8 protein-coding genes are annotated in these 16,680 nt (G+C 57.6%); all 8 read right to left on the reverse strand.

Features of this window, described 5'->3' with window-relative positions:
• Nucleotides 1-46: 46 nt before the first annotated feature.
• The 8 genes from AC0YNU_RS18990 to AC0YNU_RS19025 all read right to left on the reverse strand — a co-directional run bounded on the left by AC0YNU_RS18990 (nt 47) and on the right by AC0YNU_RS19025 (nt 16,651).
• Nucleotides 47-4,597 carry a glycosyl hydrolase family 28-related protein gene (locus AC0YNU_RS18990; RefSeq protein ID WP_475759437.1) on the reverse strand — a complete coding sequence of 1,517 codons (4,551 nt, stop codon included), beginning with the start codon at nt 4,595-4,597 and terminating at the stop codon, nt 47-49.
• A 214-nt stretch (nt 4,598-4,811) separates the two neighbouring features.
• Nucleotides 4,812-7,070 (reverse strand): helix-turn-helix domain-containing protein, encoded by a 2,259-nt coding sequence (locus AC0YNU_RS18995; RefSeq protein WP_475759439.1) that lies wholly within the window; start codon nt 7,068-7,070, stop codon nt 4,812-4,814.
• A 124-nt stretch (nt 7,071-7,194) separates the two neighbouring features.
• On the reverse strand, nt 7,195-8,859 hold the full coding sequence (locus tag AC0YNU_RS19000) for a type 2 periplasmic-binding domain-containing protein (RefSeq protein ID WP_475759440.1): 1,665 nt from the start codon (nt 8,857-8,859) through the stop codon (nt 7,195-7,197).
• A 247-nt stretch (nt 8,860-9,106) separates the two neighbouring features.
• Nucleotides 9,107-9,976, reverse strand: a complete 870-nt coding sequence (locus AC0YNU_RS19005) for a carbohydrate ABC transporter permease (protein ID WP_475759442.1) — start codon at nt 9,974-9,976, stop codon at nt 9,107-9,109.
• Nucleotides 9,977-9,992: 16 nt separating this feature from the next.
• Nucleotides 9,993-10,967 carry an ABC transporter permease gene (locus AC0YNU_RS19010; RefSeq protein ID WP_475759445.1) on the reverse strand — a complete coding sequence of 325 codons (975 nt, stop codon included), beginning with the start codon at nt 10,965-10,967 and terminating at the stop codon, nt 9,993-9,995.
• A 314-nt stretch (nt 10,968-11,281) separates the two neighbouring features.
• The gene (locus tag AC0YNU_RS19015) at nt 11,282-12,874 is read right to left on the reverse strand and encodes a response regulator (protein WP_475759446.1); all 1,593 of its coding nucleotides are present in this window, start codon (nt 12,872-12,874) and stop codon (nt 11,282-11,284) included.
• Between the two features lies 1 nt (nt 12,875).
• Nucleotides 12,876-14,753, reverse strand: a complete 1,878-nt coding sequence (locus AC0YNU_RS19020) for a cache domain-containing sensor histidine kinase (protein ID WP_475759448.1) — start codon at nt 14,751-14,753, stop codon at nt 12,876-12,878.
• 197 nt (nt 14,754-14,950) lie between these two features.
• Complete coding sequence (locus AC0YNU_RS19025; protein ID WP_475759451.1) at nt 14,951-16,651, reverse strand: type 2 periplasmic-binding domain-containing protein; 1,701 nt, start codon at nt 16,649-16,651, stop codon at nt 14,951-14,953.
• Nucleotides 16,652-16,680 lie beyond the last annotated feature (29 nt).

Consider the following 16,680-nt stretch of genomic DNA (forward strand, 5'->3'; position numbering starts at 1 on the left):
CGGGAGGGAGTTGTTTGTCGTTGCGCGCGTCGTTCAAGTCCCGCGCTTAGTGCCCGTGCTTCTTCTCCAACCGGTTATCGTCCAGCACGGTATTCTCGCTGCCCGTGTCGTTCAAGAATTGGAGCACCGTATCGTCGTAACGGTTGCCCTTGACGACCTGCCCGTAGGCGGCATGCGTCAAATCGACGCCAGTGGCCAGATCGGACAACTTATTGTTCTCGATCAGCGTATTCGTCGAATCGCCAGAGCCCTGGCCGTCGTATTGCGAGCTGTACGTCGCCGTAATGGCATAGATGCCGCCGTACGGAGGCGCTTCGGTTCTGCCTCGCTGCGGCACGGCGCTGCTATCCCCCGACACGGTATTGTTCCGAAATTCGGTCGCGTACACGTCGATGGAGTAGTAGTGGCTCGAGTCCGAACGGCCCGTATTGAAGCCGATGCCGCCGTGCTGGCTGCGGCGCGAGATGCCCTTCACGTCGTTGCCGGCGACGCGCGTGTAATAATCGGGCGCGATGCCTTCGTTGGTGTTTCGGTTCGACCAGATGAAGATCCCCTCGGAGTCGATGCTCTTGTTGTTCGCTACCAAACCGTCGAACGAATTGCCGAACAGCCAGATGCCTTTGGCATTATTGGCAATCTTGTTGTCCACGATCGTGGCATTGTCGTTCGGCGCGATCAGCGTGAATTTGCTCGTGCTGTCCGGCGTAATCGTGAACGGCTTGTCGACATGCAGCGTGTAGCCGTCCATCGATGTCACCTTGCGCAGCTGACCAATGCCCTTCCCGTCCGTAATAAGCACGGAGAGCGCGCCGTATTCGAGCTTCGGATTGACGAGCGCCTTGATCGGCGCCACGGTGACGGAGCCCGCGTCCGCCTTCAGCACTTGCCCGTAATTGAACAGCCCGGCCGGCACCTCGAGCGCGATGGCCTCCCCGTCGTTGAAGCCGTCGGAGGTATCGCCCATGTTCTCGACCGTATTGCCGACGATATAAGCGTTGCTTCTGGCAAACAGTCCGTGCGTCTCCTTGCGGGCGTCGAGATTCACCGCTTTCACGTGATTATCGACATAGAACGCATACGTGCTGACGCCGACAACGAAGCCCTCCGTGTACTCAAAGTAATTATTCGTTAGCGTGTAGTACTGGCTGACATAGGTGATAAACGGCTGCGCATGCCATCCGACGAAATGATTATCCTTCACCAGCACGCGCTCCTTGGCGATAAATTCGATGCCGATGCCCCGCCCGCTGCCGGCATCCCGGTCGTAGGCCGTCGGGTAGTCGATATTCACGTTCGTGACGAACAAGCGGTTCGCCGTCCGCAGCGACTGGTCCGCCACGGAATCGCCCCAGCCCTCGCCGAGCCAGATGAAAGCATCCGGCCGTTGATGCGGGTCCGACAGTAGCAGGCTCAGATTGGATACGCCCTGCCGCTCCGGTACGCCCTGGAACGAAGGCGCGTCGTCGATCGTATCGATGAAGTTCTTGCTCGTGCCGGTGTAATACAGCTTCGTCTTCATCTCGTCCTGCCCGAGCAGCACGACCCCGGAAGGAAGATTAATGGTGCTAATGTAGTACGATCCCTTCGGGAAGTAGACGACGCCTCCACCCGCCGATGCCCCCGCGGCATCGACCGCCGCCTGCACCGCTGCCGTATCGTCTGCCTTATCCTTCGCATCGGCGCCGTAACGAGTGACGTCCAGCTCGTTCTTCCAATTAAAATCCTTCGCCCAGGCCACGCCGAGATCGAGCGGATCCTTCCCTTCCTGCACGATCGTCAGCCGCTGCCCGTTGTCGAGCCTGGACCAGTTCACTCCGTTATCGTTGGACACTTCGACGAAGTAAGTGCCGGGCTTCGTATTGCCGACCTTCAAGGTAAGGCCATACGGTGACAGGTCCTTTACGTCGGCCTCGGACACCGTGCCGCTGCCGTTATTGAGGCGCGCCTTGGTTTTCCCCTTGCCGCCGAATTCGTCTTGATCGAAGTTGCGGCCGGCCACGGTAATTTCAATTCCTTTGTAGCCCTCGTAATCGGACATGAACAGCGGCCGCGGAGCATTCATCTTGTAAGGCAAGCTCCAGCCGAACGCGTTCTTGACCCACACGTCATACACGCCCGCCGCCGCTTTGTCCGGCATCTCGGCAACGATGAAATAGCCGCCCCGGTCCTTCTGAACGATCGCCGGATGAATCGCGTTTGCCGGCGGCGCCGTCTTGGATCTGCCGTCCGTATTGCGCGCGATGGCAATATCGACGGCGTTCGGATCGAAGCCGGAACCGTTGATGCTGATCAACTGACCGCCTTGGATGGCATCGGATACCTTAAGAATAACCGGCGCCGATGAAGCATCCGCGGCCGTGACGGACAGCGGGGCCGCTTCCGACTCCGTCCCGTCCAAATTCGCCTCGTCGTCCGGATCGCTGGCGGCGACAAGCGAATAATTGCCTGTATAGACGGCAGCAAACGTAAAGCTGGCTAGGCCGTTTGCATCCGTGACGCCAGTGCCGAGAAGCGCCGGAATTTCCTGGCCGAGCGTGACGCCGTCGCCGACATGGGCGCCCTTCAGCTTGAAGCTGACGGCCTTGCCCGCCAGCGGCGTCCGGTCGCCGTTATCCGCGACGGACTCGAATTTGGCGGCCACGTTGACCGATGCGCCGGCAAGGACCGAGATCGCCGCCGTGCTCGTCAGCGTCAATGCCGTCGGCGTCATCTCCGGCACCGTCACCGACGCGGCTTCCGTTGCCGGACCGTATCCCGTTCCTTGAACGTTACGAACGCGGTACGAATAGCGCTGCTTCGATGCCAGATTCTCATCCGTATACGATGCTGCACCGCCGTCCAGGACGGCAAGCTTCTCGAATTTGCCGTTGCCCGTCTGCCGTTCCAGCACGATATGATCGGGCGAGCCTTCATTCATCCAGCTGATTAGCGCCTTGCGCTTCGGCTGCATGACGGCCGTCAGACCCGATGCAAGGTCGGGCAGCGGCGCATCGAAGAAGAACGCCGCCGCGCCGAAGTCCTGATCGGCCGTCGCAATGGACAATTTGAAGCTGCCTTTCACCATGAACGACACGTAGCCGCCGTTCGGCTGGAACGTTTCGATCGGCAGCTGCCGCTCCGCGATCACGCCGCCGGACAGATCCTGCAGCTGGACGGTTACCCCTTGCCGCTGCTTGGAATAGAGCGAGAAGACATGCGGCCCGTCGTCCTTCAGGTTGAACGTATAGACGCCCACCGGCTTGTTCAGCTTCGCGTAGGCGATGTATTTATTCCGCGGCTGCCCCGCGGTCACGGTGTCCGGCAGCCCCGGAGGATTATCCGCCGGCATGTCGATGACGTAATCGTAATAACGATCCGAGTCGGACAAAGGCGGCAGCACCAGCTGAGCTTCCGGCTCGTACGCGTAGCTGTCGACATAGGCAGGCAGGCTGGCGCGGTCGTTGCCCGGCACTTGTTGAAGCGACGACCAGTTATTCGTCTGCGGAACGACGCTCTCGTCATAGCCGACAAGAATATAGCCGTCGCCGCCGTATTTGCCATGCCAATGGCCGCTCGTGGACGAATCCGATCCGAGAATGACCCTCGGTTCGTCCGTCTGCAGCGTCGTCTGGACAATAACGCTCGCTGTCGCCGAATAGCTAGGAGCCGCTTCGTCCGAGTCGTAACTGAGCCGGTATGCGTACGTCTGGCCGACGACCAATCCGGGATCGTTGTCGGTATACGACGCAGCTCCAGCCGGCAGAACACCGATCCGCTCGAAGCTCGTACCGTCCGTGCTGCGTTCTACGACAATATCGCCGTCGCCGCCCCGGTTGCTCCATTGCAGGCCGACCGTACCGTCTGACAGCCCTTGCGCGGTGAGACCGTAAGGTGCATAGCTATCGAAGAACATGCCCTGCAGGCCGTCTTCCCACTCATTATCGTAATGGAACGTGAAGCTCCCCTTGACCTTGAACGAGACGTATGTCGCCGCGCCGCCGTCATCGCCTGCAAACAGCTCACGTCCCTGCTTCTTCGGAAACAGGTCGTTGCCTTCCGAATCCACGAAGGAGAAGTACTTGTAAATCAGACTCTTCGACGTATAGAACGTAAACAGATGCTCTTGGTCGTCCGACAAATGGAACGTGAACGAACGCCGTCCTCCTCCGCCGGGCGCATCGTCGCCGATCTTCACGGAGGCCTCGACCTTCGCCGTCAGATCGCTGCCGGCCGGCACGTCCAGAACAGCCGGATTGTCATTCTGCACACCTGGCGCTACTTTAACGCGGGAGCCGTCGTTCAGCTTGTAGGCATGTCCGTCGATCGGCTCGATATAAGACGGCATCTTGACCGCATCGAAATCGTATTTGCCGATCTCCGTCTCGCTCTCGCCCGGCACGGCTTTGTAGCCGAATAGGATATAGCCGTCTTCCCCGTACTTGCCGTTCCAAGCTCCCTTGGCCGCCTTGTCATACCCGGCAAAGGAAACCGTTGACGCGGCAGGCGCCGCTAGCGCATCCGCCTCCGCTTTCGCCCGGGGCGAACCCGGAATCAGACTGCCGAACGTGAGAAACAGCGCCATCAGGGCCGCCGCGCCTCGAGTCGCATTTCTTGGCATGATTAGCCTCCTCTTCGTATCTTACGTGGTGTTGGACACGCAACAATAAGTATGAGAGTGCTTCGCATGATGCCGTTACATGTACTTGACTGAAGCGTAACCCGCGCATGGACAGAAAAGAAGTGACCTTTTTACACTTCTGCGCGCAAGCGCATGAAAGTATAAAAAAGTCACTTTTCTCAGCTGGCTATTCGATGTTCCGGCCTAGTAATCGCTATTCGATAATTTTGCGCAGACCCTCCTGCTTGCGGTAATCGCTTGGCGTATAACCGGTATAATCCTTGAAGATGCGATAAAACGCCCGCGGCGTCGTGTAGCCTAGCCGTTCGGCGATATCGCCGACGGTCACCTGCGTACCGGTGAGCAGCTCCTTCGCTTTGCCGATCTTCGCCTGCACGATCTGTTCGCCGAGGCTCAGTCCCGTAATCGTTTTGCAAATTCGGCTCAAGTACGCGGGATGCATGAACACTTTCTCCGCGATCGATTCGATCGTCAGATTCTGATCGATATGGTCGTGAATATGGACGAGAATCTTCTCGATCATCTCCTGATGGACATGCGATTTCTTCTCCTCCAGCTTCTCGAACAGACTGCGGGCGAGCGTGTTCATCTGCGCGTGCAGATCCTTCATCGTCGACAAGCGCGCGAGGCTGCGGTCCATGCTGAACCGTTCCCCGAAGACATCCTGCAGCTGCAGCGAGAATTCGAAGCAGGTATCCGACAGGCAGGATAAATACTGCAAATAAACGAACTGCAGGTCGGACGGCGTCACGCTCACGTAAGAGACCTTGCCGATGATCTCGTCGATGCAGGCGGTAATTTTATCCCATTCGTTCAACCGGAAATTGATTTTCAGCTGGTCCTTGATCTCGCTCCACGAAACGGCGTTCGCATCGAACACCCGGTTCGTATCCATCTGCGCCACGACCGGATAATGAACGATGCTTCCCTTGCCAAAGTAGGCCTTATAAGAGACCGCGTGCAGCGCCTGCTCGTAGCAGCCTTTGATGGCATGCCGATCCGCCCCCCGGTCGCTGATGCCGATGCTGACGTAGATGTGCAGGTACCGTTCCAGGTCGGACTGCGCCTGCTTGCACCACTCGATCGGCAGCTCCGGCAAGGCATGCAGCGATGCTTCGTAGTTGAGCAGCACGGCGATGCGGTAAGGCTCCAAACGCCCGGCTACGGCGACGCCGCGGCTGCCGAACAGTTCCTCCGCGATGTTCTCGACGGAGTAGTACATCAATTCCTGCTCGAGCGGCGTAAACCGCTGCTTGAATTCCGCGACATCCTCCAGCTCGATCACGAAGCACATGAAGCTGTCGTGCGGGAAGGCCATCCGTACTTGGTTCGGCACTTCCAGCTGCTCGAAGCCGCTCACGTTGCCGGTCAAGAGGCAGCCCAGCTGACGCTGCTTGAACATGCCCTGATTCATGCGAATCGTCTTCATGTAGGCTTGATTCTGATGATTCATCCGGGTGAACAGCTGCTCCAGATAGCTGATTTCGTTCAGCCGCTTGGCCGGCTCCGCCTGCGTTCGTTCGCCCGACAGATTGCGCAGATAACGCAGCAGCTCGCGCAGTGGGTTATAAATGTTGTTCGAGCTCATCCAGGCGGCCAGCGCGCCAAGAACGATCAGGGCGAGGCAGATCGACAGAATGCTCCACAGCAGAATCTGGTTGTTCTTCGTAATGCTTCGCTTCGGAATGACATAATCGTACTGCAGGTCCGAGACGGAGGATCGCTGCGAAATAACGATGTAACGGTCCGTCAGTCCGCCGCTGTGCGCCGAATCGTAGATATCCGTATTCCCGCCCGTCAGCAGCATGCCATGGCTGTTATGGACGAACAGATAACCGTATTTACCGGTTTTATCCGGACGGGTCAACTTGGCCGCATCGATGTCGACCGCAATGTAACCGCTTACTTTATTGCCTTCGCCATACTTCATAATATAGGTCAGCACGCTCTCGTTCTTGCTTGTCTGCCGCAGAACCAGGTCGTTCGGCACGTCATTCGCATCGGGCTTGAAAATCATATCCATCAGCTTGGCGTCCACGCTGCCGCGGAAGTCGTCGAAGTCATAGACGGCAATGCCGTCCACGGACGAGATCATGCGCTGGGAACGGAGATCGACGAGCGTAAAGTTCTTGATATGGTTCTGGTAGGCCTGCCTCTTGCGGTCGAGGCCCGAGCGCACATCCAAGTAAGCGGCGGAATAAGGAACCTTGTACAGCACATTGCTGTAATAGTTGAAGTTCATCATGATTTCGTAAATGAAGGCCTGCATTTGTTCGAAGGTCGTATCGTTCGCGCTCACCATTTCGGTCAACAGCTGCTCGCTGTACGCCTTGCTTTGGTTCTTGGCGTTGTTGATCGACACCTTGTACGACAGCACGCTGGCCAGCACGGAAGGAATGATGGCGATGCATAACAGGATGATGAGCAGTTTCGCATAAATATGGTTCAGCAAGCGACGGTTCCTCTTCAACAGAAATGCCCCTTCCGCGCTGGGTTGTCTCTTCATTAAGCTTATTATAGCGGAAAACGGCCAAAGGAAGACCGATTTTGATCGGTCTTCCTGAAAGGAACTGCCTTTATTTTTTGAAGTTCGCCGCGTACAGATCGTTCGCTTCTTTCGTTAGCTGTTCGCCGCCGTTGTCCTTGAACCATTTCAGGAAGTCGTCGTAAGCGGTGAGCGGGGATTCGCCGATGACGATCTTCGTGAACGTCTCGTTCCACTTGTCGATGATCCGCTGTTCGGTCGTGGCCGTCGATGGGAGCGGCAGCATGAAGATCACGTCCGGCTTGCCGGTATAGAACTGGTTGGTCGCTTCCACCAGCTTCGGATCCAAGTACTTCTTGACCAAATCGATATTGCCGAACGGTCCGAACAACGACCCGCCTTGGCCATCCATCGAGCCGACGCCGAGGGCGGCGGTTTCCGGCGATTTATCGTTGTCGTAAGGCTGAATCGGTACCGGAATGCCGTCCGTCAGATTATACGACTTGCCTTCGATGCCCCAGTGCGTCAATTTGTAGAGGTTCTCGTCCGTCGCGATCGAATTGAGCATGGACAGGATCTTCTTCACTTTCTCCGGATCGTCCTTCAGCTTCGCGGAGATGCCGACGAAGTTCTGGCGCTTGCCCCACGACCAGACGCCCGCGTCGCCGTTCGGTCCCGCAGGGGACTTCGCGTTGACGTATTGCACGGACGGAATGTTCTTCTGCAGATCGTCCGTGTTCGGCGAGCTGATTTGGTTCAAGCCGCGCGTGGACATGACGTACGTGCCGTTATTGTACTTGGCGCCGTATTGATCGCCTTTGTCCGTCACGAACGCCGGATCGATGTAGCCGGCCGCATACCATTCGCGGAGTTTGGCCAGCGCGTCCTTCGTGCCCGGCAGCGTCTCGCCGCGGGCTACGTTGCCGCTTGCGTCGAGCTGCCAAGTTCCCGGCATCGAGCCGTATGCGCCGAACAGCCACGACCATGCGTTCCAGCCGAACTGCATGTCGGCGCCGCCGAACATATACAGCTTCTTCACGCCCGGGCTTGCTTTGGCGGCGATGGCTTTCTCGTCCGCTTTGATCGCTTTGAAAGCAGCGTCATATTGATCGATCGTCGTCGGCACGTCGGTGATGCCGGCCGCATCCAATATATCTTTGCGGAAGGTCACTGCGGAATCCCACGGCACGACCGTCAGATATTGCGGAATCGCATAGTTCTTGCCGTTCACCTTGGACAGACCCCATAGGCCCGTATCGACTTGGTTCAAGGAATTAATGATGTCTGGCGCCTGTTCCTGAAGCAGGCTTTCCGGCAGCTCGAGCAGCATGCCAGAGCTCGCGAGCGTCGCGACATCCTTCGGATCGGCGATGCGGATCACGTCCGGCAGATCGTTGGAAGCGGCCAGCAGGTTGATTTTGTCCATTTTCGCGTTGACCAGATCGATCTTGACGTTGAATTTCTTCTCGATCTCCTGTTCGACGTCCGAATCCGGCTTCATGCCGTCCAATTGGAACGAACCGTGATATTTAATCTCGTACGTTTTCTCCGCCGGCGCCGGTTCCGCATCGTTGCCCTCATTCTTGGTACCCGAGTCGTTCGTCGTCGCGGCGTTGCCGCTGCTTCCGTTATCGCTTGCGGCGTTCCCGTTGTTGTCCGAGTTCGAATTGCTGGAGCAGCCGACCATGCCGGCGGTCATCAAGATGGCGAAACTGAGCATCAAGCTTCTTTTGGTTTTCGTCATGGCTCGATTCATTTGTAAATCCTCCCCTTCGATTGATCAGGCGGTCCTGACGACTGAAATGTACCACGGGCAATTGCGTGCCGATAATAGACTTTTTTGCATTTACGTGCTCAAAAGCGCCAGCGAACGCGATTGTAACGGAAATAGTCCGAATTCTTCGCTTTGCGCACATCCCCCTAACGAGGCTGGCAGCCGTTCAACTCTGCCCCATACAGCCCGATCCCGCCGCTTGCTGCTTTCGTTGCCGCACGTATTCCCGCTATCCCTTGAGCGATCCGAGCGTCACGCCTTTGACGAAGTACTTCTGAATGAACGGATAGATGATCAGCGTCGGCAGCACGCCTACCAGGATGACCGTCGCCCGGACCTGACCCGGCAGGATCCGGTTGTTGGTGCTCTTGATGAAGCCGGAGAGCGAATCCATCTCGCTGTTCGCGACGTACTTTCTCAGGATGAGCGGCAGCGTGTATTTGTTCGGATCGTTGACGTACAGATAGGGGGAGAACCAGTCGTTCCAGAACATGACCGCCAGGAATAGGCCCACCGTGGCCAGCACGGGCTTGGAGAGCGGAATGACGATGCGCAGGAAGATGGAAATGTCGGAAGCGCCGTCGATCGTCGCCGCCTCCCGCAGCTCGCTCGGGATTTGCCGGAAGAAGTTAATGAGCAGGATGATGTTGAATGCGGCCACCAGCCCCGGAACCCATAACGGAAGCCACGTATCCATAAGGCCCAGCTGCTTGACCAGGAGATAGCTCGGGATGATGCCGCCTTGGAAGAACATCGTGAAGACGATCATCATCGTAACGAACTTGCGGAAAGGATAGTGCGGCAGCGACAACGTGTACGAGCCGGCTGCCGTCAGCAGCAAGCAGCCGACGGTGCCGATCAAGGTCACGACGACGATGTTCAGGTAGCTCCGCCAGAACACGTCGTCCTGAAGCAAGCCCTTGTACGTGTCGAACTGGAAGCCCCGCGGCCAGAACATGAAACCGCCCTTGCCCGCCTCGAGCGGGGAGCTGAACGACAGCGAGAAGGTATGCAGGAACGGATACACCATCGTGAAGCACAACAGAATCATGAAGACGTAATTCAACAGATCGAACCAAGTAAATTTGCGGCCTGCCACTAGCGCCCGCCCCCTTCTACCAAAGTGAATTTTCGCCGTCGCTCGTCAAGCGGATGACCCAGTTGGACAGCATGATGAGCACGAACCCGACGATGCCCTTGAACAGCCCCATCGCCGTCGTGATGCTGTATTGCAGCTGCGAGACGCCCATGCGGACGACGTACGTATCGATAACGTCGGCGACCTTGTACACCTGCGCATTGTATAAGTTGTAGAGCTGATCGAAGTTAGCCGACATGAGACCGCCGACCTGCAGGATGAACGTGATGCCGATGACCGGCATGATCGCCGGGATCGTAATGGATCTGATCCGCTGGTAACGGCTTGCCCCGTCGATGAGCGCGGCCTCGTACAGCTGGGGATTGACGCCCGCGATCGCCGCCAGATAGATGATGGAGCTCCAGCCCATCCCCTTCCATATGCCCGAACCGATGACCAGCTCGATGAAGCTCGTGTTGTTCGTCAAGAAATTGCGGACCTGGAAGCCCATGTCCTCCAGCAAGCCGTTAATGAGGCCGTCGATGGAGAACAGCAGGCTGATGAAGCCCGCCATGATCGTCCACGGGATAAAATACGGCAGATACGTCAGCGTCTGCACCGTCCGTTTGAAGATGGAATGCCGGATTTCGTTCAGGAGCAGCGCGAAAATAATCGCGGCCGGAAAGCCGAACGCGAGATTCAGCAGACTGATGACCAGGGTATTCTTAATGAGCCTCAGCATGTCAGGATACGTGAAGATCATGTGGAAATGCTTCCACCCGACCCACGGACTGTCCCAAATGCCCAATCCAAGGTTGTAATCCTTGAACGCGATCACCAGCCACATCATCGGAAAATAACAGAATACGATGATCGCGATCAGGACCGGCAGCAGCAGCAGCGTAAGCTGCCAATGTTTCACGACGCCCTTCAAGGCATGCGGCAGCGTTCTCCGATTGCCTCCCGGACGCTGCTTCGCCGCCTTGGCCTTCATCGGTTTTGCGAGTTCCATGTCGTGCTCCCTCCCCCAATTCGTGAAGATACCTGAAAACAGACTCAGTATATCAACAGCCCGAGGGGAGCAGTAGTGACTTTTCCCGCATATGCAGGACCTATTGCTAATGAATCGCCTGTACATGCGGAAATGTCCGAAATACGCATAGCGGAGCACATTCTTGCTCGCAGTTTACGCATACGATAGCACGCAAAAAAGACCAGTCAGGTCTAAGGCAGACCGTGACCAGTCTCTTTGAAGGAGGCTGGGCGTTCTTCAGAGAAGGCTTCTGCCTTCTTCGCAGCTGCCCTCGGCGTTCCAGATAATGAATGTCAGTTATAGTCCCTGTATTCCTGCGGCGTGCAGCCGACGAGCTTCTTGAACAAGTACGTAAAATACGCCGAGGTCTGGATGCCGACTTGGTCCGCCACCTCGTACACCTTGATGCCCGGGTCCTTCAGCAGCAGCCGTGCCCGGTGAATGCGTGTTTCCTGGACGAATTCGGAGATCGTCTTCCCCATCTCCCGCTTGAACAGGACGCTGAGGTAGCTCGCGTTCAGGCTAAATTCCTCCGCCAGCTGCTTGACCGTCCAATTCTCCTGGAGCCGTTCCTCGATGAAGGCGGCAATGCGCTTGATGAGATTATGCTGCTGGTTCATGCGCTCCTTCTTCTCGATCGTCATGTACCGGTCGACGTAATCGTTCAGCAGCAGAATGATCTGTCCCGTGCTGCCGCAATCCAGCATGCGGCGCCACATCAGGATATTCATCTCGCCGTCGGCGTCATCCTTCCATTTCAGGCTCCGAACGAGCTCGCTTAGGAAACTCATGCCGAACGCCTGCACGTAGGAGAAGGACGCCTGCTCCTGAGCCAGCAGCACATCCAAAATCCGGTTCATGCACGCGCCGACCTGAACGGAATCCCCCGCTTCCATCAGCTTCACGATGTTCGGTATGAACTCTTCGCTCAGCCGAAAAGCTTGGAATTCGCTGCGGTCGATGTAATCGTGCCGAACGATCTGTCCGTCCGAGATGAGCCGCGCCCTCGCCATCATGAATTTGATCTCCTTATAGGAGAGGGGCACGTCTTCCCAAGCGCTGCCCGTCCGGCCGCTGCCAACGGTCACCGTGGCGCCGTACTGCTCGCGCATCATGTTCTGGATGAACGGCAGCCGCTTCTCGAGCTTCGCGCGTTCCTCCGGCGTCCGGCCGAAATGCAGCACGGCGATCTCGTCCGGCGTAATCTGGGCCAGGAACATCGGCTCGGTATCGGACATGCCGACCTCGACGGTTTGCTTGAATCCGCTTCCAAGAAGGATTCTGTCTTTGGCCTCCTTGCCCGGCGACAGGAAATGATCCAGACCGAACACCAGGAGCTGGAAGCCTCCCGCCACGGCCGGCAAGGCCATTAAGTTGTTCCAGGAGGCCAGCATCTCGTCCGTCTGCGGAATTTCAGCGATGAGATCGGTTACGAACCGTTCCTTGACGAGCTTCTGGCTCTCCGACACTTTCTTCTCCAGCTCGCTCGTCTGGTCGACGATGCTGCGCATCTTGTCCAGCGTCTCGCGGAAGGCGGCGAGGCGGCTCGATACTTCCTCCATCTTCAGCGGCTTGAGCACATAGGCCTGCGCCCCGACATGAATCGCGTCCTGCACGAATTCGAATTCGTTGTATCCGCTGATCATGAGCACCTGAATATGGGGATGCAGCCGCTTGGCCCCCGCCACGAGCTCGATGCCGTTCATGCCGGGCATCGAGACATCGGAGATGAGCACGTCGAAGGGGTCCCTGCGCAGCTCATCGAGCGCCTCTTCGCCGGATTCCATCGTCACCGGTTTATCGTACCCGAGCGTCTGCCAGTCGATATAACGGACAAGGCCTTGAATATTGGAAGGCTCGTCGTCCACGATGAGAACTTTAAGCATGTTAAGCTTCCCTCCTGATCATCGGCTCGACGGCGCAAGCCGGGAATACGATGGATACGAGCGTCCATGCGCCGGGCTCGCTGTCGATCGTCAACGAAGCGCCGCTCCCGAAATAAAGCGCGAGCCGTTCTTTGATGTTTGGCGTGCCGAATCCGTTGCCTTTGCCGACATGCACGCCTTGCTCGATGGCCGCAAGCACCTGCGCCGTGACTCCTTGCCCGTTATCGTAGACGGACATCCGGATCATGCCTTCCGCTTCCCGAGCGACGGATACGCGGATCAACGCGCCCGGCTTGCGGGTGATGGCGCCGTGCAGATAGCAATTCTCGACGATCGGCTGCAGCACGGTCTTGATCGTATAATAATCCAGCGCCCCGTCGTCGATCTCCCACTCGACCTTCACCCGTCCCGGATAGCGGAACTGGCATATATCCAGATAGGCTTTGACATGCTCGAGCTCGTCGCGAATGCGGATAGCACTGATCTGATTGTTCAGCGTAATGCGGTAAAACGTCGTCAGCGCGTCGATGATCCGGATCTGCTCCTGATCGTCCACATCCATCGCCCGCCAGCGCAGGAGGCCCAGTGAATTGTAGATAAAATGCGGATTGATCTGCGCCTGGAGCGCCTTGAACGCCTGCTCCTTCTCCGCGAGGCCGGCTTTCGTAATATCCTCGACCAGCTTGCCGAGCTGCTCCGACATCGAGTTGAACCGGTTCTCCAGCTCGCCCAGCTCGTCGTTCTCGCTGTAACGGACCGATGCTTCGAACTCGCCGCGGGATAATCCGCCCATTCGGCTGCCGAGCTTGCGGATCCGCCGGACGATATTGCGGACGATCGTCGTCATCAGCGACAGCGAGAGCAGCAGGAAGAGCGTCACGATGCCGACGATCAGCAGGAGCACCATCCGGTTCTGATTGTCGAGATGCTTCGTGCGCATCAGCGCCACGAGCGTCCAGTGGGAAGACAAGGGCTGGGTCACCAGCATCTCCTTCGTGCCCGTCAGATCCAGCAGGCCGGCATTCTGCTTCGATGCCGCTGCCGCTGCGGGCGCTTCCGTTCCGGCTGCGCTGGTTGTCCCTGCCTCGTTTTCCGCCCCTGCCCCGCTTTCCGTCCCTGCCCTGCTTCCATCAGGCCAATCCTGCAATTGCAAGCGCTTGCCGATATCCGCCCGGTCGGTCGCCGCCAGAATGCGATGGGCATCGTCGACGATATACAGGCTGCCGTCATTGAACGGATGATCCAGCAATTCGCCGAACACCGCGTCGTAATTCAATAGAATATAGACGACGCCGAGCAGATTTCCGGTATTGTCGATGATTTTGCGCGTAATGACGCTTTGGTCCGGATTGCCCGGGACGCTGCTCCAGTAGAGCGGGCTCTCCGATTGCTTCGCTTGTTCGTACCAGGCCTGCTCTTCCATGCCCGAGAGCATTCGCGCTTCCGGGCGCCACAGCAGCTGCCCGTCCTGAACGAGCGTCTCGTTCGTATGGTAAATGCGGAAATCCGCGATGCCCGGCAAATATTTGCTCGTGATCAGGAACGTCCGATCCACGTAGTTGACCGTATCCACGACTTCGGACATGTCCGCGTATTCGCGGCCGAGCCTGGCGATCAGCTCGCCGTCGGTCGCCGTCCGCACGGCCAGCAGGTCATAGCTCTTCTTGCTGAAGTCGACGATCTGCGCCGTCTGCTGCACGGCTTCTTCCGCCGTGTTCGTGTAGCTGTGGTGAAAACTGCGGATCACCCCGTACACGGCACCGCTGCTTAGCACGAGCGTGGGCAGCAGCAGGATCATCACGTACAGCACGACGATCTTGTTCCGGAGGCTCAGTCTTCGGGTGAAGCCCAATATCCATCTGTTCCAGTGCAGTCGCAAGGCTCCCTCCCCTTTCACAACGGAGTATATCATACGCCTGCCGGGCGGTTAACAGGAAGCTATCGCCTGCAAGCAGGCCATCCGCTCCGAATCGTGCCGAAAGGGAAGCCGTCATATAGACGGCTCCCCTTGGTCAGGCTGGCATGCAATTTCGAACGCTTCGCTTCGATCCAGCATAACAATAGCTTCAATCCGGCTTAGGATTTGGCCGCGGATTGCTCTTGGAGGGTCGTGTTCCACTCCTGCTTGAGCTCGCTCCAGTGAGCGCGTTTCTCGAGCGCGGATTGGAAATCGGACCACGCCGCTTCGAACGCCTTGTCATCCTTGGCCATCAGCAGCTTCGCTTTGAACTCCTTGCGAACGTTCTCCAGCTCGGGCAAATATTTCTCCCATAGGCCGCCCGGCTTCGCTTTCACCATGTCGTACGGCTGCGCGACGCGGACGCCGCCCATCTTGCCGATCGCTTGCGTGAAATCGATCGTTTTCTGCCGGCCCTTCGGATCGGTAACGGCATAGTTCCACCATGGATACCACTCGTTGCTGTAGGAGGAGATCCCGTACAGCCCCGGATTCGTGCTCGCGATTTTGGCCGCATCCCCCGAATCATGCAGCTGCTGGTAGTTCTCGTCCGTGAATTTCCACAAGCCAAGCGGCTTGTCGACCCAGTTCCAGTACACGCCGGCAGGACCTTCGTTCGCGACCTGCTGCTGCTCCGGCTTCGGCTGCAGCATGTAATCCGTGAAGGCCAGAATGGCGTTCAGGTTCTTCGTATCCTTGCTGATATACAGATCGTTGCCCGGGAACGGATTGACGATTTGGTTGGCTCCGATATGGTCGACGCCCGTCACTTGCGGATACGGGATCGTCTCGTAGAACCAGGCCGGCTCCGTCGGGCCGTCGAGGATCTCCCAGATATGCGCGTCCATGTTGAAGAATCCGCCGGCGTTCATCGCGATGCGTCCGGATTTGGTTTTCTCCTTGTAACGCTCCGCCTTGTCCGTGATGGCCTCGGCGTCGATAAGACCTTCGCGGTACATTTGATTCATCCACTGATAAGCGGCTTTGTACTGCGGGTTGTCGTAGATGAACTCGTAGCCGTCGCCCTTCTTCTCGACCGGAATGACGCCGCCCGCCGTCGAGGTCGATACCCCGAACGTGCTGAGGATGACGTTCTCGTCGTTCGCGTCGGACAGGAAGCTGAGCGGAATATACGGCTTGCCGGATTCGTCCTTCTGTTTGGCCGCCGCCTTCAAGTAGTTCTCGACGCCCGCGATCGTCTTCAGATCATCGATCTTCATGCCGGTCTTATCGAGAATATCCTTCCGTACGAACCAGCCCAGAGATGCCCAGCCCGGCCACGGGTCTTCGGGATTCTGGTCGAACCAGGTCGGAATTGACCAGATATGGCCGTCCTTGTCCTTCATGGCGTCCAGGTAGAGCTTCGGAATGGAGGCCAAGCCGGGGTATTTGTCCGGCATATCGAAATACTTCTCGAGCGGAAGAATGCTGTTCGAGCGGATCATGGAGGAATTGACGATATCGCTTCTATTGAACAAGGCCGCATCCTCGAAGCCGCCGGTGTTCAGCTTCAGGTTGAGCGCCGTCATGGCATCTCCCTGCGTCGCTTCCAGCTTCACTTCGATGCCCGGTTCATGCTCTTTCCAATATTTCTGCACCATGCTCTCGTTGTTGATCGTTGCGGTCCAGCCGAGCCATAGCTTAAAGTCCTTGGAGCCGGCCGTATCGCCCGCGTTCGAAGCCGTGCCCGCGGCTGCATTCGTATTCGTCTGCCCCGCATTGCCGCCGTTATTATTTCCATTGCTGGAGCATGCCGTTAAGCCGAGCATAAGCGCTGCCAAGCCGATGGCCATGCTCTTCTTTGTCGTAAATGCATTCATCTGCTGCTTCCCCTTTCTGTATCTCCATT

It is taken from the genome of Paenibacillus sp. J31P316 (assembly GCF_056269105.1).

What these genes read in the sequence shown, in the direction of transcription:
- AC0YNU_RS18990 (WP_475759437.1), bottom strand. Translation starts at nt 4,597, where the DNA reads ATGCCAAGAAATGCGACTCGAGGCGCGGCGGCCCTGATGGCGCTGTTT.
- AC0YNU_RS19000 (WP_475759440.1), bottom strand. Translation starts at nt 8,859, where the DNA reads ATGAATCGAGCCATGACGAAAACCAAAAGAAGCTTGATGCTCAGTTTC.
- AC0YNU_RS19010 (WP_475759445.1), bottom strand. Translation starts at nt 10,967, where the DNA reads ATGGAACTCGCAAAACCGATGAAGGCCAAGGCGGCGAAGCAGCGTCCG.
- AC0YNU_RS19015 (WP_475759446.1), bottom strand. Translation starts at nt 12,874, where the DNA reads ATGCTTAAAGTTCTCATCGTGGACGACGAGCCTTCCAATATTCAAGGC.
- AC0YNU_RS19025 (WP_475759451.1), bottom strand. Translation starts at nt 16,651, where the DNA reads ATGAATGCATTTACGACAAAGAAGAGCATGGCCATCGGCTTGGCAGCG.